Genomic DNA, 19,193 nt, shown 5'->3' on the forward strand with positions numbered 1-19,193 from the left:
GCTTCGTAATCCAGTAAATTGATGTGACATTAAATTAATCACCAAGTTAATTTTTTAAGGTTTGAAGCGGATTTATCCGTGGATTTATACTCTGTAGAAGCACCATTATTTATGGGGAATTAATTACGTTGGCGTAGCCTCTCTCGGAGGGAGAAATTACGAATTACGAATTACGAATTATACTCACTCTCGCTCATATCTTGCTTAATTTGGGCAATGCGAACGCACGGTTGGAGTAGAGGACAGTTGGTACATTTTTCACTATGAGGTGGAATTAGATAATATAAGCAGCAAGTAAGTCTAACGGTGTATTCACTTGGTAAACCGGGTTCGTTGATTTTTTCAGTACGAATTAATTTATAAAGAGGATTATAATTTGGCATTACTGAACTGTATGGCTGCTCAAACAAGACAAAGTAATCTGCTTTTATAACATCTAAGCTTGTACCTTTAGTAAAATCTTCATATAAGCACTCTGAAGCATTAACTGCATTCCCCCACATCGTTTTTTTAGAAAGTTTAGTAATACTATGGATAATATTAATTGCGTTGTTAATATTATTGTAAAATAATCCAGTAAATACAAATTTGTGTAATTCTTCAATGTTATTGACTAGCTTGCCTGGATAGTCTTCAGGAAGTGGAATAGGCAAACGCTCTTGAAAAATGACAGTTTGAGTAAGATCGTGGAACCATAATGCTTTTGGTTGACCATCTTCTAATACAAAGCTGACATTATCAATAGATGCATCCAAACCTACACCAGCCAATGTCATTAAAGCTAAAACTCCAGGTAAAGTTTTCCAACTATAAACTTTATTACATATAGATGCAGCAACGCGAATATTTTGACTACTTTGATAAAAAGATGTTGCTTTAAATAGAGCTAAAAGCTTTTCCGGTTGTAGATATTCTGCAACCGGAACTACTTCGGTTTCTGGAGGAAGATTGAAAATTATACAATCAGTATAAAAGTTATCTAATTTTTGTACTTTCAATAAAAAAACTTCTTCTAAAAAACTAGATATTATATTAACATTGCTTTTTTTTGTGAAATTATTTATGTTCATTTCTTGTATATTTATAATTGGGATGAATCATTAATCTACTTTGACTTTAAAATATATTTTTCAATATCATCTAAAATGCCATTTGCAGAGAGAATATTACCAAATATCCAGTAACCAGAATCAACTGTGTAAACACGCCGGTTTTTGACAACATTAAGTTTTTGCCATAAAGGGTTATTTTGATATCTGTTAAAGTTTTTTTCCGAGCCTGGATCTAAAGCGATAAATAAAACATCTGCATCTAGTAGTTCAATTCTTTCTTGATTAACTGTGACATAAGTTCCGTCTGATAATTTATCTGCACCCAATTGAATTTGTGGTTGCGGTACTGCAAATCCAACTTCTTTTAAAACACTTCCAGAAAAAGATAACGGAGTTTGAAATTGGGTAAAATTCCAACCTGCATAAAATCTAGCTATAGAAATTGATATGTTTCCTTGTTGATTGTTGATTTTTTGTTGAATACTTTTAATTTTGTCATTATATTCTGATAGTAACTTTTCTGCTTCTTCGGTTTTACCTAATGCTTGAGCAACTAAACGTAAATTATCTTTCCAACCAGCATGATAATAATCAAATGTCACAGTTGGAGCTATTTTAGAATATAAATTATAATTTTCTGGGCTAATTCCTAATCCTAAAATTAAATCTGGATTTAATTGCACCATTTTTTCAAGATTAGGTTGACTTTCTTTTCCTAAATCGGTGATTTCTCCTATTTTTCCTTTTAGAACAGGAGCTTTGCTTCCGGCAATATTTGCTTTAGCTCTTCCCACAGGTTGGAAATTTAAAGCGACAACCATTTCTAACATTTCTGCATCGGTGACGATAATCCGTTGAGGATTTAACGGTATACAGCTTTCTCCTAATATATGTTTAACTTTTTTACACTCAGATATCCTATTTTCTTGTTTGGGGTAGTCGCTATTATTGATTAATTTTGGATAGCACCCTGTAACTAACAACATAGCCAATGCCATTAAAATAATAAAATTGAACCAGCTTCTAAACATTGTGATTAAAATTGCCAACCTAAAGTAAATTTTACAGTCCGAGGTGCGCCAGGATAAACGCGCAGACGGCTTTCACCTGTTTCAAAATACTTATTATCAAATAAGTTTTGTAAATTCAAAGCAGCTCGAAAGTTATTTTTGCGGTAAAACAAAGCTGCATCTGTACGTAAATAACTTGGTAAACTAAAACTATTATCTAAATCCCCTTGTCTTTCTCCGACATAAAAAAGTCCTAAACCAAATCCTAATCCTTGCAGATAACCTTTTTCAAGTTCGTAGGTACTCCACAAGCTAAAAGCGTGTTCTGGTACATTATTAATCCGATTTCCCTCTGGAATATCATTGTCTTGAGTAACTTGTGCATCAGTGTAAGCATAGCCCCCAATTATTTTCCAGCCTGGTGTAATTTCACCTGTTATGTCTAATTCAACACCTCTACTTCTTTGTTCTCCTGTTTGGATGGAAAAATTAGGGTCTAAAGGATCGGATGTGAGAACATTTGAGCGTGTAATTTGGTATAAAGCTAAAGTTGAAGAAAGATTGTTTGTCCAATCGACTTTCATTCCAACTTCATACTGAGTTCCTCGTTCTGGTTCAAAAAGTGTTCTGTCTAAATTTGAGCCAGTTACTTGTTGAAATGAACGGCTATAGTTAGCGTACAAAGATATTACTTCACTCGGCTGATAAACTAAGCCAATTCGGGGACTAAATGCTTCATCTTGTTGAAAAGAAGTAGTTTCTCCCTGGGTATTTTCTAGTTTTTGGGTGACAATATCAAATCTTCCACCTAAAACTAATTTAACGTCTTACTTGTTGATCTTGCAATACTTGTCGAGGTATTACCTGAATTGCTTGGGGTATATCACGCAGAATCGTGTCTGTTTTAGTTGCTGTGCTGGCTTCCGGTACACGATACCCATCTTGCCTTCCCGTAACCAATAATTCAATCGGGCCATCCGGCGCTGGTTTCTTTGTTTCTGGTTGTTGCATTTCCTCTGTTTCCGGTTTGGAGTCCGGTTTTTGTGCTGTCAAAGCAGCTGAAGCTAATCCAAAAATCAAACCTTGCCCGCTATCAAATAACTCTACTTTTGGCAATGCAGTCTCACCTGTAGCGGTAATCCGGACGGTATTCGCATCTAAATTAATTACAGTGATTTGAGTAATTCCCTTTAAAGGTTTTTCCGAACTAAATTTGAATGTATCTCCTGATGGTAGCTTTAGTTGAGCATTAGGAATATCGGCAATAAAATTATTACCACTGCTGCGATTTACTACTTGCAACTGTTTTGCTTGAGGAGTTTGTAAGATCACCTCTACACCTTTATCAATGCGATTCGCTTTCACTCCCGTGATTGGTACAACTTGCTCCTCGCTTATTTCTCCTCGATTCGGGGGGTTAGTTGGTGTTGGTGTCTGTACTAAGATTTGAGCGCTAGTTACAAGAGGTTGGATATCACTTAGAAGGGGAATATTTTTAGCGATCGCATCTTCTCTCAGTTCCTCAGCTTGTACAGATGTTCCTAGAAGAAGTGCTATTGAGGGTATAGCACTTGTCAACAGCAGGCTTTGAAACAATCTATCTAATTTCATTTATTTCCTCACACTCAATAACACTACTTAGCCCTACTTAGAGACGCAACCCGATCGCAACAGAGAACAGGAATGTTTATCAATAAGCTTACAGGCAAGATGATTGAGAGTGAAGATGTTTATGATGGCTAGACGGAATTTTTATGGTGGCTAGGCGGAATTTTTCAAATTTTTCCCATTTCTTCTCAGATAAATACTCGGATTCACACCAAATTTTTTCCGAAAAGCAGCAGCGAAATAACTTCTATCTTTAAATCCAACCATCTGTACTATATCGGTTATTTTAGCCTTGCGGCTTTCCAGTAAATTTCGTGCTGTTTCTAATCGATAGTTGTATAAATAACCAAATGCAGTTGTACCAAAAACTTCTCGGAAACCTTTTTTAAGAGTGCAGTCATTTAAACCCACCATGCGGGATAATTCCATTAATGATGGTGGGTTTTCGAGATTATTAATTAATATATCCCTGGCATAGTAAATACATTCAATATTATCTGAATGGAGTTGCTTAGATATATTTGGTGTATCTCCTTGAATTTGTTCCACACGTAGCGCAATTAATTCTAATGCTTTGCTTTCTAAATATAATCTTCTAGTTATCCCTTGATAAGGGCAATTTAATATTTGATTGATAATATCTCGCATCCCAGATGTAGTTTTTGCCAGATGGAGATATTTTCGCGCATCCGCAACTGTCATCACCTGTCGCATCGTTGGGGGTAAATGCTCAAGCTCATCTGTAATCAGGGTTTGGAAGAAATCAACATCAAGATGGATGTCGAATTTGAGAATGCGATCGCCACCTCGCCATTTGAACAAACCTGCTTCTCCAGAATGCCAATGTGCTAAAAAAAAGTTTTGTCCGCAAGGAGTTTCTTCATTATAATTATCGCCTAAAATACTAAAGCTCAATTCTATTTGTGAGCTAGGTTCACCACTCGCTAACTCAACAATTAAATCTTCTTTGAGGGTATAATCATCAATCAAAAAATTCAGTCCCGGACAAATATCAATTATACGACGATACCCTTGGCTGAGTTGTTTTGAATCATTAAGTGGTATTTCCACAGTTTGATAGGGCAAAATTTTCTCAGTTTGCATTTGAAGGATTGATTTATAAAACTCCTCTTCCGAGATGATTAAGGTCATATTTATTTTATATGTTTGGTTTAATTCGGAATTTATAATGATTATTGAGAAATAATATCATCATTCTGAGAATAATTATAGTTAATTTTTGATTATCTCTGGGAATTCATAACATACCTACGAACTTTGGATTAAATTCCCACCCAATTGATGCTGTCGGTTAAACACGGCAAAAAACGCTAAAATCAACACACCTATCGTAGCCAAAGCCGTTCCGGAAGCTTGCGTAAAAATAATTAGAATTTGGTAGCGCACGGCATCAGTGGGACTAGCACCAGCCAATATTTGACCAGTCATCATTCCCGGTAAACTAACTAACCCCATCACCATCATGGAATTAATCGTGGGAATCATCCCCGTTCGCAGCGCTTCTTTTAATGTTTCGTGTGCTGCTTCCCAACGAGTAGCCCCTAATGTTAACAATGCTTCGATTTGCTCGCGCTTACTGCTCAAATCTTCCATAAATTTATCTAGCGCTAGAGATGTACCCGTCAGCGAGTTACCTAACACCATACCCAGTAAAGGAATTAAATATTGCGGATCGTACCAAGGTTCAACGCGAATAATTCCGTTTACCGTTAATCCAGTAACCAAAAATGAAGCGCTCAATAGACAGACAAAATTGTTCCAATAAATACTGGAAAATCGTCTGCGGGTACGGTTGACACTCGACAGAGCCGCGATGGTGGTCATTGCAACGGCTACAAGTAATACTAATAGAGGGTTACGCAGGGTAAACACCCACTGCAAAGCATAACCCACCAGCAATAGTTGTACTACCATTCGCAGCGATGCTATGACCAAACTTTGCGTTAATCCCAAACGTAAAGCTAGGGAAATACCAACATTAATCATAATAAATAAAGTCGCTAAACCCAGTTGAGCGTAACTAATAGAAATATAGTTATCCATCAATCTTTTTCCTGCAAACTAATTTGACGGTTGGTAATTCGCTGTAATTGGGTTGAGTCGTGGCTAGTCCAAAGGTAGGCTCTTTGAGGGTCTTGGGCTTGCCAAGCTGCCACCAAAGCTTCTAAACTATGAGCAGTTTGAGCATCCAATGACGCGGTAGGTTCATCGAGTAAAAGTATTTTAGGTGCGAGTTGCAATGCTCTCAAAAAAGCCACAATTTGCGCTTCACCTCCAGAAATAGCACTTATCGAACGCTTTAAAAAGTCATCATTTTTATGTAAAAGTTGTAAATAATCTAGAATTGCAGTGCGGTTATAAACTAGATGAAGATTGGCTTTGAGATGATAAACTTGCTTTAGGTTTGACTCTACAGTTCCGAACCATAAAGCCGGACGTTGATGCAGGTAAATAATTTGCGATCGCCATTTAGGTAAATGCCAAGTATCAATACTTTTTTCCTGAAAAATTATTTTTCCTGCTTGTGCTGAGTCTAAACCAGCTAAAGCACGTAACAGCAAACTTTTACCCGAACCCGAAGCACCTAAGACAGCGACTTTTTCACCCGAGAATAATTCAAAATTTAAGTTACGCCAAATCCAATATTTATCGATTTTCCGACCCAAGCCTTGTACTGAAAGAATAGGTGCTTGAGAAGATACCAATGTTTCAGCAGCCTGGTTTTGCATTAATTGAGTTTTCATGGCTAAACAGGTGAGGGCAACCAGATAAACTAACCTTACCAGCTAATTGCAAGTTTTTAGCTTTAAAATTTACTTACCAAGCAAGGGGTCCGCATGCTAACCAGTAATTGTTCATTTATCTATCAAATATTTAAACAAGTCATCCAAAACGCTATTAGCTCCAATCATTCCCCAGGAGCTAATCCAGGTATCGCTAGAAACTTGATAAACCCTATCTTCTCGAACAGCTTCTAATTGTAACCACAATGGGTGATTTGTAAATTGTTTCAACTTTGATGGATCGTGTCCTCCTAGACTCAAGAAAATTACATCACCCTCTAATTGCGGAATTAGTTCTAAGGAAATATTTTCATTAACTTTATCTTTATCTTGATAGTTGGGACGAGGTAAGCCGATTTCCTTAATAATTGAACCAGCAAAAGAATTATTCATGTAAATACGAGTATAGTTATTCCAAAAATTTACCAAAGATACTTGAGTATTGGAAAGCTTATTACCGATTTTCTGACGCAGTGTATTTATCCTTTGCTCGTAATCTTGTAACAATTGTTCTGCTGTTTCCGTTTTACCTAATGCTTCAGCAAATTTAGTTAGCCATTCTTGCCAACTCTTATCTGCATCAGCCAAAACTGTCGGTGCAATTTGAGATAGCTGCTGATATATATCGGCATCCCAATTAAGTCCTAATATTAAGTCTGGTTTTAGATATAAAATTTTTTCTAGACTTGGACTACCATTAACACCAACTTTCTCGACTTCTTCAGTCTTTGATTGCAGATAATCCGGATATTGGTCGTAAAGTAAAGTGGTAGCTGCAATTGGTTTGATTCCTAAAGCCAAAGCATTATCTAAGCCTCCTAAAACAACTACACGTTTCGGATTTAGTGGAACTTTAGTTTCATCCATAGCGTGTTTAACAACTCGCGTTTGTGAAGTTATATTTTCAGAATTTGAACTGATATTTTTAGAAGTACTAACTCCACAGCCAATAATAATTAAAGCTGTGATGATACTGAAGAAAATTAATTGGATTTGACGAGAATTAAAAATATGAGTCAAAAAACTCCGCGTGACTCCGCGTTTACCTCCGCGTCCCTTTGCGTTAAAAAACATAATATAGCTACTACTAATAATAATTAAATTTTCAATAAGTTTGTAATTTTAAATTGTGGAGTGTGAGTTAATTCGCTATTGCAACATTCGCCTTTTGATAAAATATTTTTTGTTTCATCTTCAATGACGTTACATCGATAAATATTAATCGTGCCATCTGATGTTTTAAAAGATATTTCTACTTGATTAAAAGTTTCATCTTCATTATGTTTAATTACATGACCTTGCACTTGATAATTAAACCATTCCCACCCATGCTTTAACATCAACTCTCTTTCTAACAATTGAACTTGCCAAGGTAAAATTCCCCAACCGCGATAGATATTTTTCAAACATTCAATATCACCAGTTCTAGTCAAAATAGCAGCAAAAGATTTTTGGTCAAGTCTACCGTAATAATTAAGCGATTATATCCCTTCTCATAATATTGGGCATTATAAATAAATACTAGCCTTAAAAATAATTCTACATCTCCATTAATATCTGCTTTTAAGGCTGTGAAGTTATCAGAAAGGGCTTTTGAATCCAGAGGTTCAGATGTCCAAGGCGGTGGAAATTCGAGTAAGACATAATATCGACGATTTAATGCACAGCCAATCGGGTCTTCTTTTACTTCACAAGATTCTTCTGCACAGAAAAAATTGTTCATAATCTAAAAAATTAAATATTATTTATATCAATAATCTTTAGTATCATAATCTGGCACAATAGTTTCCACATTCCGCAATCGAGCAACAAAGAATCCGCTTAACCCAATTAACAATAAACAAACAGAAGAAAACACATACAAAATTGCCATCCCCGCACCTTTTCCAGTACCAAATAAATTACCAAATAAAGGTACAAGATTACCTCCTGGCATCATAGCAGGTTCAAAAACATGGTCGGCAAGCAAAGCAGCAATAAAAACAGCGATCGCCGAAACAATCTGTTGCATAATAGACTCGGTGGCAAAGACTCGTCCTTGTATATCCGGTCTAACTTTACTCAACAATATAGCCCTTGAAGAACTTGTCAACATGGGAAAATTGAGAGAGGAGCAAAATTGGGCAGGTAGCCAAATCATTAACCCTTGTCCCAAAGCAAATATCGTTTTACTGACTCCAGCACCCATCATTCCCAAAAGAAAGCCATTAATCCGTCGTTTGGAACCACCCAAAATACTCAAAAGTACAGTTCCCGTTACTCCTCCCAATCCAGCCGCAGAGGAAATACTACCTAATATCCTGGTGTCATTATTTGTACGTGCCAAAATCATCGGTGAGTGTAGGGTTGCACCGATGTCATGGGCAAACCAAAACAACGAACCAGCAGCGATGACAGCTAAAAGGCTAGGATTTTTGAGCAGATAGCGAAAACCAAAAATAATTTCTTGCAAAAAGCCGATACTTTTCTCAGATTGAGTTGTAATTTTTGGTTGAGGAATACGTACCTTTAAAATAGTCGCGATCGCAATTGTGAAAGTAATAAAATCAATTAATAAAATCCCACCCAAATCAATAATGTAATAGAGAAAACCAGCCAATGCGGGGGCAATAATTATTGAACCGTAATGAATTGCAGAATTCATACTAGTAGCCCTTTGGTAATGTTGTTTGGGTACTAGCATGGAAATTGAGGAGGAATAAGCCAATGCTTGAACTTCGCTAAATGTTCCATTTACTGCACCAGTTGCGTAAATATGCCATATTTGTAATTGGTTAGTTAAATACAAATAGCCGATAACTATAGTAGATATTGCTGCTACACAATCGGCTATTATTAACAAAAATTTCCGATTTACACGGTCTACAATTAATCCTGAAGCTAAGGTAATAAAAATACTGGGAATGAGTTCAAAAAAACTCAATAAAGCAATTGTAGTTACCTGATTTGTCAGTTCCCATGCCCAAATTGTGATAGCAAAATAGGTCATGGAACTACCAATATTAGATACTAACTGACCAAACCAAATTATTATGAAAGTACGCAGGTGTTTAGGTAATTGTTGTTTTGTCATTCAAATAATTATCATGTTTAATTATTGATATTTTTATCATTTAATAAATATTTTTCTAAATCATCTAAAATGGCACTTGCTGAGAGAATATTGCCAAATATCCAGTAACTTGAATCAACAGTATATACTCGGTTATTTTGTACAACATTGAGCTTCTGCCATAAAGAACTGTTTTGGTATTTCTGGAAGTTTTCTTCGGCTTTAGAGTCTAATGCTGCGAATAAAATATCTGCATCAAGTAAATCTATACGTTCTAAGCTTACCGCTACATAAGAATAGTCTGGATTTGTACTTATTTGATTTTGTTTTTCTGGAATAGATAATCCGACTTCTGAAATAACGCTGACGGGAAATGAAAATTTGTTGCGAAATTCTGGGGCTATTCCGGGTGCATAAAAGCGGCTGATAGTCACTGTTTTTAGATTATTTTTATTGTTTAACTTTGTACGTAATATTTTAATCCGTTGTTGATATTCATCTAATAATTGTTGTACTTGTTTACTTTTACCTGTGATTTCACCAACACGCACTAAAGCATCTTTCCAAGCATTGTGGGTATAATCAATTCCAACTGTGGGAGCAATATTAGAAAGTAATTTATAATTTTGTTCTACACCAAAAGAAAAACCTACGATTAAATCTGGTTTTAACTGTACTATTTTTTCTAAATTTGGCTGAGCAACTTTCCCTAAAGTCTCTATCTCTTTGGCTTTGTTAGTAAATTTTTGTCTTCTACTACCTGTTAAAGGTGGCTCTGGTGCTGCTACTGGTTGTAAATCTAGTGCTAGTAATATTTCCATCATTGTCTCATCTAAAGCGATGATACGCTGAGGATTTAAAGGAACGCAAGTTGTTCCTAAATCATGCTTCACTACTCTACACTCAGATGTAACTAAATTGGAGTTTGAAGTTTGATTTTTTTGAGGTAAATAATAATTACAACCTGTAACTATAATAAATGTTAAGCTCGTTAATAAGAATAATTTTAGAAATTTGGATAACGATTTTATCATTACTATTTATAATTTATAAATACCATTTTTTTACTGTTTCCTGTTCCCTATGACCTTATTTAATCAAATTTATCAAGATAAATGGCGGTTAAAACCGCCACATAAATTACCCTTCGGGTTCACCAGTTGTTCATGGGAGAAACCCCCAAGACCACACTGGTTCACCAACTCCAACGATAATTTAAAGTAAAAGTTCGACCCCTAGAAGCTAAAGCATAAGAGTCGTCAAAACCAGCATTAATTTGATTGGTAACATTCAAATATTGATTATTCAGCAAATTACGAACGCCTAAACTGAGGGTACCATCACCAAGTTTCAAACTGCTGATTAAATCCATAACTAAATAACTATCTATACCAATGGGGTCAACTTCTGCATCAAAAGCGCGATCACGACTTCCAACATATAATGCTTGTAGTCGATTGCTCCATCCCGGTAACGTTTCATTCTCCACATATGCTGTTAGTTTCAAAGGTGAAACTTCATAACCAGTAATGGCAACAAATCCAATTTCTTCTGATTCTTCCCGTTCTCCTTCACTCCAAGTCAATGTACTTCCCAATTTCCATTTATTGCTTGGTTGCCAATCTAATGCTAGTTCAATTCCATAGTTACGTTGGGGAGAACTCCATCGATCAACACTAAAGGTGGTCTTCCCCGCAAAGTCTGAGCAAAACTTTGTTGTGATTCAGCACTTGGCCCCAAACCAGGAACCGTATTTGCAAGTATCGATGTTAAATCGCGATTAACAGTAGTTTGCTCCTCAATTTGTTCGCGGGTTATTACCGTTACCGAACGTGGTACATTTTGGACATCTTCTTCAGTACGTGTCGCACTCACTATCAATTCAATCGGTTCATCATCGGTTGCTGTTGGTTGTGCTGGTTTTTTTGATGGAGTTTCACTTGTAGTAGGCTTCTCTTCTTCTGGTTTTGGAGTTGGTGTTTGTGCGGTAGAAGCATCAGGCGCTAACCCAAAAATCAAACCTTCTCCACTGTCGAACAATTCAACTTTCGGCAATCCTGTCTCACCCTTAACCGCAATCCTGACGGTATTCGCATTCAAATTAGTTACCGTAATCTCAGTAATTCCCTCAGTTGGTTTTTCTTGAGTAAATTTAAACGCATCTCCGGTCGCTTGTTGCAGTTGAGCGTTAGGAATATCGGCAATAAAATCATTACCACTGCTGCGATTTACTACCTGTAACTGTCTTGCTTGAGGTGTCTGCAAGATTATTTCTAAACCTTTATCTGTTGAATTGGTCTTAACTCCAGTAATTGGTACAATACCTCCTTGAGCAGGTGTTGGAGTTTGCACCAGCATTTGAGCGCTAGTTGCACTCAGTTCGATTTCGCTAAGTTGGAGAATATTTTTACCTGCTTCACCCAACTTTATCCTTTTTTCCAAACTTGCTCTTGGCAATTGGAAATTTCGGCGTATCCGAGAACCCAAAGATTTATTATCTCTAACAGCAATCTTGTTACGTACTCCAGATTTACTGATTCTATCTTTTTGCAATTCCTCACTTTTAGCAGGAGTACCAATGAGAAAAACAATCGCACTTGTCAGCAGCAGGCTTTGAAACAATTTATCTAATTTCATCTATCTCCCCACATCAAATAATAATACTTGCCCGTAACCGAAGCCACCCGACGATTGATGCTCAAACAATTTTTTTGGACTCTAAACTACAGTCTTATTAATAAGTTTTATCAGTAATCTTACGGGAAGTAAGAAAAAAAATGAAGCCCAGGATGTTCTCCAGACGGAATTTAATCGTTCCCTAAACGGAATTTTTTCGGGAATAAACGCTAGGATTAGCACCAAGTTTTTTGCTAAAAGCCCTCACAAAAGCGCTGCGGCTAGCATAACCCACGGTTTGTGCAACTTGATTTACCGTGAGCTTGGTTTCTAGCAATAATTCTTTGGCTCGTTCCATGCGATAATCGTGTAAACAACCAAAGACGGTTGTACCAAATATTTCCTGAAAGCCTTTTTTGAGAGTGCAATCATTGAGATTTACTTGACGCGCTAATGTCAATAATGATGGTGGATTGCTAAAATTATTAATGATAATATCTCTCGCTTGATAAATACTATCGATTTGTTCCGGTTTGAGATTGATACTTGAGTCTAACAACTTAGCATCTTGCAAATCTTCCAAACGCAGAGCCATCAACTCTAATACTTTACCTTCCAAATAAAGCTGTCTTGTTAAAGCTTGATAAGGACAATTTAAAATTTGCTGCAAAACAGTTTGCATTTGTGGTGTTGTTCTACCAACTTGAAAATAATTTATATCGACATTTTTAATAACATCTTGGAAATTATCAGGTAATTTATCGTTAGGAGAAAGCACCAAACTTTCAAATAATGAATATTCGATATGAATATCTACTTTTAAGATTCTTTCCTGAGCTTGCCATTCTTTCGTGTTACTTTCATCTGTATCTGAGTCAAGCGATATAAAATTTTGTCCTGAGTTGAGATTTGTATCGTAACTATTACCAAAAACACCAAAACCTAATTCTAAAAAAGTACAGGGTTGAGTTGGGGTAGTTTCAACAACTAAGTTTTCTTGCAATTTATAATCTTCTACTAAAAGCGAGATTCCCGGACGTAGGTTAAACCAACTTCTTTTACCATGACTGATTCCTTTGGGGTCTTGCAGTTGAAATTCGTAAGTCTGTGGGCGAAAATTGCTTTGATTATCAGATGAATTTGAAGGTAGTAAATGGTGACAATCTGCTGGTTCTTTGAGAAAAAGGGTCATGTCAATTTTGGGTTTGATATTCAAATTGTAAAAAGGTAGATGAGAAATAGTATCATTAATTAAGATATAATATTAGTGTCAAGGGTTACAAATATTTTTGCTAAGTAGGGGTAAGGCTATCTTCTCCTATTCAATTTTCGCATACGCTTCGGTAAATGCGAAAATTATTGCTGTGATTGGCTATTCTTTTGACTAATATTTTCATCAATAATTATCTAAGTAGAATTTTTCCTTGCCCCTGTCTTCTGCTTCATACTTTAAAGACAGGAGCTATAAGGGAAAACGATTTGAGCTTGATTTATATTTATTTACAATGTTAGGGTTGTTAATAAGAATAATTTGATCGTTTTGTATGGTAAATTTTGCATTGAAAATAGGGAGTAGTAAGCAAATAACAGCGAGCAGTTAAAAAAGGTAATCTTAAAATTAAAAAATAATTTTAGTTACGGAGGATAGTAATTATTGTATATTCAACTTTATGAAGCGATAATAGATACTAATTCATCTGAATTCACTTATTTTCAATAACCGCTTTGCTGAGCCTCCAAAACCTAATTCCCAGGTTGAACCTGGGAATTATATCGAAGATAAATGGGCTTAGAAACCGCCAGTTAAACTACCAACTCCAACGATAATTTAAAGTAAAACTTCGACCCCTAGAAGCTAAAGCATAAGAGTCGTCAAAACCAGCGCTAAGTTGATTGCTAATATTCAAATATTGGTTATTCAGCAAGTTACGAACGCCCAAACTGAGGCTACCATCACCAAGTTTCAAACTGCTAACTAAATCCACGAGCAAATAACTGTCTATACCAATCGGGTCAACTTCTGCATCAAAAGCGCGGTCTCTACTTCCAACATATAATGCTTGCAGTCGGTTGCTCCATCCTGGTAAAGTTTCATTCTCTAAGTATGCTGTCAGTTTCAAAGGTGAAATTTCATAACTGGTGATGGCAACAAATCCACTTTGTTCTGATTCTTCCCGTTCTCCTTCACTCCAAGTCAATGTACTTCCCAATTTCCATTTGTCACTTGGTTGCCAGTCTAATGCTAATTCGATTCCATAGTTACGTTGGGGAGACCGTAAAATACTACAATTACCAGTGCCAAAGTCTTCAAATTGTACTGTTGTTCCTAAAGCTGAATAACTGTAAAATCCTGCCAAAGAAGCTTGAAAATTGTTCCACCTTCCGCGAATTCCCAATTCGTAACTATCGACTTTTTGAGGAGATGAAGGAATGCGATCACCTTCTGCATCAAATGGTGTTCCAAAACTATCGCGGGTGAAAGAAGCAACAAAATTTACATCACCTTGCTTACCGGAAAACCCGTAGTTAATAAAGTTGCCAAAGCTACCAGATTTGAAGTTACCAACGGAACGCACGCCAATTTCAGCTTCTGATACAACCCTGTCTTGGTCAGGCTTGCGGGTAATAATATTAATTACTCCACCTGCTGCTCCATCACCATAAGTAGCACTTGGTCCCCTAATTACTTCTATGCGCTCAATTGCCGCAGGATCGATTGAGGTATCATTATCGATATTCGAGGTAATTGGTACCCCATCTACCAATACTAAAGGTGGTCTTCCTCGCAAATTCTGAGTAAAACTTTGTTGTGATTCAGAACTTGGCCCATTACAAGTAACTGTATTAGCAAGTATCGATGTTAGATCGCGATTAACAGTAGTTTGCTCCTCAATTTGTTCGCGGGTTATTACCGTCACCGAACGTGGTACATTTTGAACATCTTCTTCAGTACGTGTCGCACTCACTATCAATTCAATTGGCTTATCATTATCTGTTGTTGGTTGTGCTGGTTGTGTTAATGGAGCTTCAGTTGTAGGCTTCTCTTGTGTTGGCGAGTCTTCCCTCTGAGTTGGGGTTTGTGCGGTAGAAGCAGTAGGTGCTAACCCAAAAATTTTTAAGCACATAAAATGTGAAAATATTAAGAAGTATTTTAGGATTTTTGCAGGTACTATGTCTACTCTCGAAGAAATTGAAATTAAAAACATTGACCATTTGGGAATAGTCGCAGGAATTATTGATTCAATAGGCTTAGTAGAAATAGTTAATGAATTTTTAGGAGAAGATATTTCCGAAAAAATCAGTGCGGGTCATGTTGTAAAAGCAATGATTTTAAATGGCTTAGGTTTTGTTTCGGCTCCATTGTATATGTTTTCAAGGTTTTTTGAACACCGAGCTTGTGAACATTTAATTGGAGAAGGAGTAAAACCTGAATATCTGAACGATGATAAGCTGGGCAGGACAATGGATAAATTGTTTAGTAAGGGATTAAGTAGCATTTTTCTCGCTATTTCATTAAATGCTGTCAAAAATTTTGATGTATCTTTTTATCACTTAGAGGCAACATTATCAAAAAACGAAGCTGCGATTACTAATAGCGTTCAGAGTGCTGGACGTTTTGTCCTTGCTACAAATATTTTAGATGAAAAAATACTTAGTAATTCAGAAATGATTTCTGAATATAAAGCCCAACAGTCTTGCGAGAGGGGATTTGGTTTTCTCAAAGACCCTTTATTTTTTGCAGACAGTATTTTTCTAAAAACTCCCAAAAGAATAGAAGCTCTCACAATGATAATGGCTTTATGTCTATTAGTTTATACTATTGCACAATGACAAATCCGCGCCGCTCTCTCATGTTCAAAATCAACTATTAAGAACCAATTAGGAAAACCTACAGAGCGACCTACATTAAGATGGATATTTCAATGTTTTCAATCTATTCACCTTATCTTTTTAAACAATGATAAACAAATATCTAATCTGACAGAATATAGAAAATTTATACTCAATTTTTTACCAAGTGAATGCTATCAATACTATCAATGTTAGCTTAGACAATTAACATCGTTATTTATTAATTTATTTTACATTAGAGCTATTAAATTATTATTTATAGCTCTCAATTATTATATTTTTTTTATGATTTTACCGTACATTAACATTAGTAATATCCAAAAAATCGAAATTGATTATAGTATTACATTATGTATTGAGTATAAATCTTCATTAAAAGAGAATACTATGCTTATTGATACTCATTTGCATTTATTTTGTACAAAGATTATAGGGCGGTCGCAGCGTACTACATCTAAAAAATAGGTTCTGGTATGATTTGATTCTTTTTCGTTCAATGTATTTTAGTGATAACCGAGTGCTACATCTTTGGGTGTGGAATCTGGGATTAAAAGTCCCTGTTGTCAGCAGAATCACCGATTCTTTTATTCGGCTTTTAGCTACTACGAATCACTTCTTCTAGTTGTGTCTCTCGTGGCTCGGTTGTGTCTAAGATTTTTAAATAACTTTTTTCTTCATCTGAAAATGGTTCTGCATTCTGTAACTGTGATGACAATAGATTAGCAGTAGCATCAGTAATATCACCACTCCGCCTATTTAGGCGATCGCGCAGAATTTCTTCGGGTGCAGTACAGTAAATGATTTTCAGAGGAATTTGATGTTGCTTAGCTGCGGCGATAACATCAGCGCGTATATTTAGTTTGTCGTATTTAGCATCTAAAATTACCGTAAATCCTTGAGTTGCCAACATTATTCCTAACTCTAAGAGTTTGTTGTAAGTCTTTGACGACATGGCATCTGTATATAATTTATCGCTGCCTGTTTTTAATAAAGGTATTCGAGCTAAATGTTTGCGAACTGCATCAGAACGAATGTGTATCGCTCCTAACTTCGGAGATAAATAGCGGGCAACTGTACTTTTACCAGAACCCGAAACTCCAGACATTAAAAATAGTTTACCTTGTTGGGGCTTAGTATAACTCCAAGCCTGTTTATAATAATTAGCAGCAATTTTTCTCGACTCTTCTTTTACATTCACAGAAACTTCTGACTCGTCAAGTAAAAATGAATTCACCTTGGCTCTGACATAAGCTTGTCTGCTTAAATATAGGGGTAGTAACTGTAAACCTTCCCAGTCTCCTGTCTGTTCTAAGTATGTGTTTAAAAAAATATTAGCTAAATCTTTTCTTTTACGAGCTTCCAAATCCATGACTGTAAAAGCAATATCGTACATAACATCAACAAATCTGAATGTTTCGTTAAATTCAATACAGTCAAACAGTAAAATTTGCGAATGCCATATACAGATATTGCGTAAATGTAAATCTCCATGACACTCACGAATACAATCATTTTTAATGCGATTGACAAACAATTGTGGATGTTGAGTAAAAAAGCGATCGGTATAAGCTTTTGTTTCTTTATACTGAGTTTCTGTTTGCGCTTTTCCGATATACTTACTAGTTAACTCATAGTTCTCATCAATTGAACATCTAACTTTATCAACTTCACCAAAACTACGGATATAATCATTAGTTTCAGTTTGATTATGATAGCGGGCTACAACTTTGCCTAACTCTTCTACATCTAACTCAGTTAATTTTTCCTGTTCGAGCATAGTACTCAGCAACCCTTCTTCAGGGAACTGATGCATCTTTAATGCATATTCTACAGGCTCTTTTGTACCTCCTAGATGATATTGTTCACCATCTTGAGTAATGGGCAACACTTCCAAATATAGTTGTGCTGCTCCTATGAAATTCAACCGCAATTCTTCTTGACAAAAATGCGAGCGCTTCTCCAGAGTGGAAAAATCTAAAAATCCAAAATTCACAGGTTTTTTGACTTTGTAGGCATAATCACCAGTTAATAAAACATAAGAAATATGAGTTTGAACTAACTGTATCTTTTTGCTAACCGGATGCGGATAAAAATCCGGTTTTAGCATTTGTTTAATTAAAGTTGGGATAGATGCACGTACCATTATTTATAGTTCTCTTAAAAAACTGACAACTGTTTGCACAAAGCGGGCTAGAAATAATCTAAACCCGCTTATTGCTTCTTTCTAGCTAACTTTTTCCGATGCTTAATAGTGTCTGTTCTCAGCAGTATCTCCTTCGTATGGCTGTACTCCAGATTTAGGATAATCATCATCGCTGGGGCTAAAAATCCTAGTTATTCCATTGGTTGCAAAATTAATTAGCTTTTGAGGAATTTCTACAATTGATTTAATCATTTGCTTGGCTTGAGATGCGGTAGACATAATGATTTCTCCTTTGTAACTAATCTAATTAATAGAAAAATCTTCAACAAATGTTTGTCTTGTAAGCGGTTCTGCGAAAATTATTCCTTCACCGCCAAGAGGGTTTTTTTCATCTAATAATTCACCTTCTACAGAAAGGTAAATATTAGCTTCTGCGTCAAGACTTGAAGCTGTATAAAGTACTTGAGCAAGGCGATAAATCATTGAAGTTGAACCACCACCATGACGAAATTCATCGGATAGATTTACGTGAATTCCTGTTTCATCAATTCGCAAGCCTAACAATTTAGTTCCTTGGGGAATTGTAGATGAAAATTGATTATTTTGATTATGCTCAAAAAGGTAGTTTAAGGTTTGGTGCAATGCGGCTTCTTTCGATGCTCCTTTTTGAATGGCAACTGGTTGTGGAAATAAGCTAACTTTTTCACCTTCAACTTGTAATAAGTAAGCTTTTGGCTGTAGTTGTAACGCTGCGGTACTTTCTTTGGGTGTTAATTGTTCTGCTTGTTTGGGAATTGTAAATAGTATAGTTGGTTTTGGAACTGTACTGTTTTCTTTAGGAACGGGTGCTATTTTAACTTGTTCGCGTGTCGGAGTTGTAATTGTTTCCGTCGAAGCGGGATTTTTATTCATATCCACCAAATTCAACCAAACCACACTAACCACCAAACCTAATAATGACAGTATGTAGATGATAAATAAATTTGGATAAACAGGACGGGTATTTTGGGTTTTCATAATTTTTTCTCCTACATTTTTGTTGAGTAAATTATTAAA

The 19,193-nt window shown here is 36.0% G+C and carries 18 protein-coding genes and 1 pseudogene; 1 reads left to right on the plus strand and 18 read right to left on the minus strand.

What is annotated here, in order from left to right; translation table 11 throughout:
• Positions 1 to 170 precede the first annotated feature (170 nt).
• From ACM03V_RS09090 to ACM03V_RS09160, 15 genes and pseudogenes are all read right to left on the minus strand, one after another.
• A complete protein-coding gene (locus tag ACM03V_RS09090; RefSeq protein ID WP_414620443.1) occupies positions 171 to 998 on the minus strand; it encodes an IucA/IucC family C-terminal-domain containing protein in 828 nt (275 codons plus the stop codon).
• 107 nt (positions 999 to 1,105) lie between these two features.
• On the minus strand, positions 1,106 to 2,083 hold the full coding sequence (locus tag ACM03V_RS09095) for an ABC transporter substrate-binding protein (protein ID WP_414620444.1): 978 nt from the start codon (positions 2,081 to 2,083) through the stop codon (positions 1,106 to 1,108).
• A 5-nt stretch (positions 2,084 to 2,088) separates the two neighbouring features.
• Positions 2,089 to 3,565, minus strand: a pseudogene (locus ACM03V_RS09100) (TonB-dependent siderophore receptor).
• 258 nt (positions 3,566 to 3,823) lie between these two features.
• Positions 3,824 to 4,822: a helix-turn-helix domain-containing protein gene (locus ACM03V_RS09105; protein ID WP_414620445.1), complete on the minus strand. Its 999-nt coding sequence runs from the start codon at positions 4,820 to 4,822 to the stop codon at positions 3,824 to 3,826.
• 117 nt (positions 4,823 to 4,939) lie between these two features.
• Positions 4,940 to 5,734 carry an ABC transporter permease gene (locus ACM03V_RS09110; protein WP_414620446.1) on the minus strand — a complete coding sequence of 265 codons (795 nt, stop codon included), beginning with the start codon at positions 5,732 to 5,734 and terminating at the stop codon, positions 4,940 to 4,942.
• Entirely contained in the window at positions 5,734 to 6,435 is a 702-nt protein-coding gene (locus tag ACM03V_RS09115) for an ATP-binding cassette domain-containing protein (protein ID WP_414620447.1), read from the minus strand. The genes ACM03V_RS09110 and ACM03V_RS09115 overlap by 1 nt, the downstream gene beginning before the upstream one ends.
• Before the next feature lie 111 nt (positions 6,436 to 6,546).
• Positions 6,547 to 7,548, minus strand: coding sequence for an ABC transporter substrate-binding protein (locus ACM03V_RS09120; RefSeq protein WP_414620448.1), 1,002 nt, complete (start codon positions 7,546 to 7,548; stop codon positions 6,547 to 6,549).
• Positions 7,549 to 7,571: 23 nt separating this feature from the next.
• The gene (locus ACM03V_RS09125) at positions 7,572 to 7,907 is read right to left on the minus strand and encodes a hypothetical protein (protein WP_414620449.1); all 336 of its coding nucleotides are present in this window, start codon (positions 7,905 to 7,907) and stop codon (positions 7,572 to 7,574) included.
• Complete coding sequence (locus ACM03V_RS09130; protein WP_414620450.1) at positions 7,904 to 8,197, minus strand: hypothetical protein; 294 nt, start codon at positions 8,195 to 8,197, stop codon at positions 7,904 to 7,906. Before ACM03V_RS09130 ends, ACM03V_RS09125 begins: the two co-directional genes overlap by 4 nt.
• A 27-nt stretch (positions 8,198 to 8,224) precedes the next feature.
• Complete coding sequence (locus tag ACM03V_RS09135) at positions 8,225 to 9,547, minus strand: MFS transporter (protein WP_414620451.1); 1,323 nt, start codon at positions 9,545 to 9,547, stop codon at positions 8,225 to 8,227.
• A gap of 17 nt (positions 9,548 to 9,564) precedes the next feature.
• Complete coding sequence (locus ACM03V_RS09140; protein ID WP_414620452.1) at positions 9,565 to 10,419, minus strand: iron-siderophore ABC transporter substrate-binding protein; 855 nt, start codon at positions 10,417 to 10,419, stop codon at positions 9,565 to 9,567.
• Between the two features lie 302 nt (positions 10,420 to 10,721).
• Positions 10,722 to 11,123: a TonB-dependent receptor gene (locus ACM03V_RS09145; RefSeq protein ID WP_414620453.1), complete on the minus strand. Its 402-nt coding sequence runs from the start codon at positions 11,121 to 11,123 to the stop codon at positions 10,722 to 10,724.
• 32 nt (positions 11,124 to 11,155) lie between these two features.
• Positions 11,156 to 12,163 carry an AMIN domain-containing protein gene (locus ACM03V_RS09150; RefSeq protein WP_414620454.1) on the minus strand — a complete coding sequence of 336 codons (1,008 nt, stop codon included), beginning with the start codon at positions 12,161 to 12,163 and terminating at the stop codon, positions 11,156 to 11,158.
• A gap of 181 nt (positions 12,164 to 12,344) precedes the next feature.
• Positions 12,345 to 13,334: a helix-turn-helix domain-containing protein gene (locus tag ACM03V_RS09155; RefSeq protein WP_414620455.1), complete on the minus strand. Its 990-nt coding sequence runs from the start codon at positions 13,332 to 13,334 to the stop codon at positions 12,345 to 12,347.
• Between the two features lie 616 nt (positions 13,335 to 13,950).
• Positions 13,951 to 15,267: a TonB-dependent receptor plug domain-containing protein gene (locus ACM03V_RS09160; RefSeq protein WP_414620456.1), complete on the minus strand. Its 1,317-nt coding sequence runs from the start codon at positions 15,265 to 15,267 to the stop codon at positions 13,951 to 13,953.
• Positions 15,268 to 15,313: 46 nt separating this feature from the next.
• Here ACM03V_RS09160 and ACM03V_RS09165 point away from each other — a divergent pair, with 46 nt between their 5' ends.
• Positions 15,314 to 15,973: an IS1634 family transposase gene (locus ACM03V_RS09165; RefSeq protein ID WP_414620457.1), complete on the plus strand. Its 660-nt coding sequence runs from the start codon at positions 15,314 to 15,316 to the stop codon at positions 15,971 to 15,973.
• A gap of 616 nt (positions 15,974 to 16,589) precedes the next feature.
• On the opposite strand, the gene ACM03V_RS09170 is transcribed toward ACM03V_RS09165, so the two are convergent.
• The 3 genes from ACM03V_RS09170 to ACM03V_RS09180 all read right to left on the minus strand — a co-directional run bounded on the left by ACM03V_RS09170 (position 16,590) and on the right by ACM03V_RS09180 (position 19,154).
• Positions 16,590 to 18,137 carry an AAA family ATPase gene (locus ACM03V_RS09170; RefSeq protein ID WP_414620458.1) on the minus strand — a complete coding sequence of 516 codons (1,548 nt, stop codon included), beginning with the start codon at positions 18,135 to 18,137 and terminating at the stop codon, positions 16,590 to 16,592.
• 102 nt (positions 18,138 to 18,239) lie between these two features.
• A complete protein-coding gene (locus tag ACM03V_RS09175) occupies positions 18,240 to 18,416 on the minus strand; it encodes a hypothetical protein (RefSeq protein ID WP_414620459.1) in 177 nt (58 codons plus the stop codon).
• A 24-nt stretch (positions 18,417 to 18,440) separates the two neighbouring features.
• A complete protein-coding gene (locus ACM03V_RS09180; protein ID WP_414620460.1) occupies positions 18,441 to 19,154 on the minus strand; it encodes a GerMN domain-containing protein in 714 nt (237 codons plus the stop codon).
• Between the last annotated feature and the right edge of the window lie 39 nt (positions 19,155 to 19,193).

It is taken from the genome of Calothrix sp. CCY 0018 (assembly GCF_963920925.1).
Taxonomy (GTDB): domain Bacteria; phylum Cyanobacteriota; class Cyanobacteriia; order Cyanobacteriales; family Nostocaceae; genus Rivularia.

Bases quoted from the DNA above. Each gene is read 5' to 3' on its own strand.
- ACM03V_RS09095 (WP_414620444.1), bottom strand. From the start codon at position 2,083: ATGTTTAGAAGCTGGTTCAATTTTATTATTTTAATGGCATTGGCTATG.
- ACM03V_RS09105 (WP_414620445.1), bottom strand. From the start codon at position 4,822: ATGACCTTAATCATCTCGGAAGAGGAGTTTTATAAATCAATCCTTCAA.
- ACM03V_RS09110 (WP_414620446.1), bottom strand. From the start codon at position 5,734: ATGGATAACTATATTTCTATTAGTTACGCTCAACTGGGTTTAGCGACT.
- ACM03V_RS09115 (WP_414620447.1), bottom strand. From the start codon at position 6,435: ATGAAAACTCAATTAATGCAAAACCAGGCTGCTGAAACATTGGTATCT.
- ACM03V_RS09120 (WP_414620448.1), bottom strand. From the start codon at position 7,548: ATGTTTTTTAACGCAAAGGGACGCGGAGGTAAACGCGGAGTCACGCGG.
- ACM03V_RS09130 (WP_414620450.1), bottom strand. From the start codon at position 8,197: ATGAACAATTTTTTCTGTGCAGAAGAATCTTGTGAAGTAAAAGAAGAC.
- ACM03V_RS09135 (WP_414620451.1), bottom strand. From the start codon at position 9,547: ATGACAAAACAACAATTACCTAAACACCTGCGTACTTTCATAATAATT.
- ACM03V_RS09150 (WP_414620454.1), bottom strand. From the start codon at position 12,163: ATGAAATTAGATAAATTGTTTCAAAGCCTGCTGCTGACAAGTGCGATT.
- ACM03V_RS09155 (WP_414620455.1), bottom strand. From the start codon at position 13,334: ATGACCCTTTTTCTCAAAGAACCAGCAGATTGTCACCATTTACTACCT.
- ACM03V_RS09160 (WP_414620456.1), bottom strand. From the start codon at position 15,267: ATGTGCTTAAAAATTTTTGGGTTAGCACCTACTGCTTCTACCGCACAA.
- ACM03V_RS09165 (WP_414620457.1), top strand. From the start codon at position 15,314: ATGTCTACTCTCGAAGAAATTGAAATTAAAAACATTGACCATTTGGGA.
- ACM03V_RS09170 (WP_414620458.1), bottom strand. From the start codon at position 18,137: ATGGTACGTGCATCTATCCCAACTTTAATTAAACAAATGCTAAAACCG.
- ACM03V_RS09175 (WP_414620459.1), bottom strand. From the start codon at position 18,416: ATGTCTACCGCATCTCAAGCCAAGCAAATGATTAAATCAATTGTAGAA.
- ACM03V_RS09180 (WP_414620460.1), bottom strand. From the start codon at position 19,154: ATGAAAACCCAAAATACCCGTCCTGTTTATCCAAATTTATTTATCATC.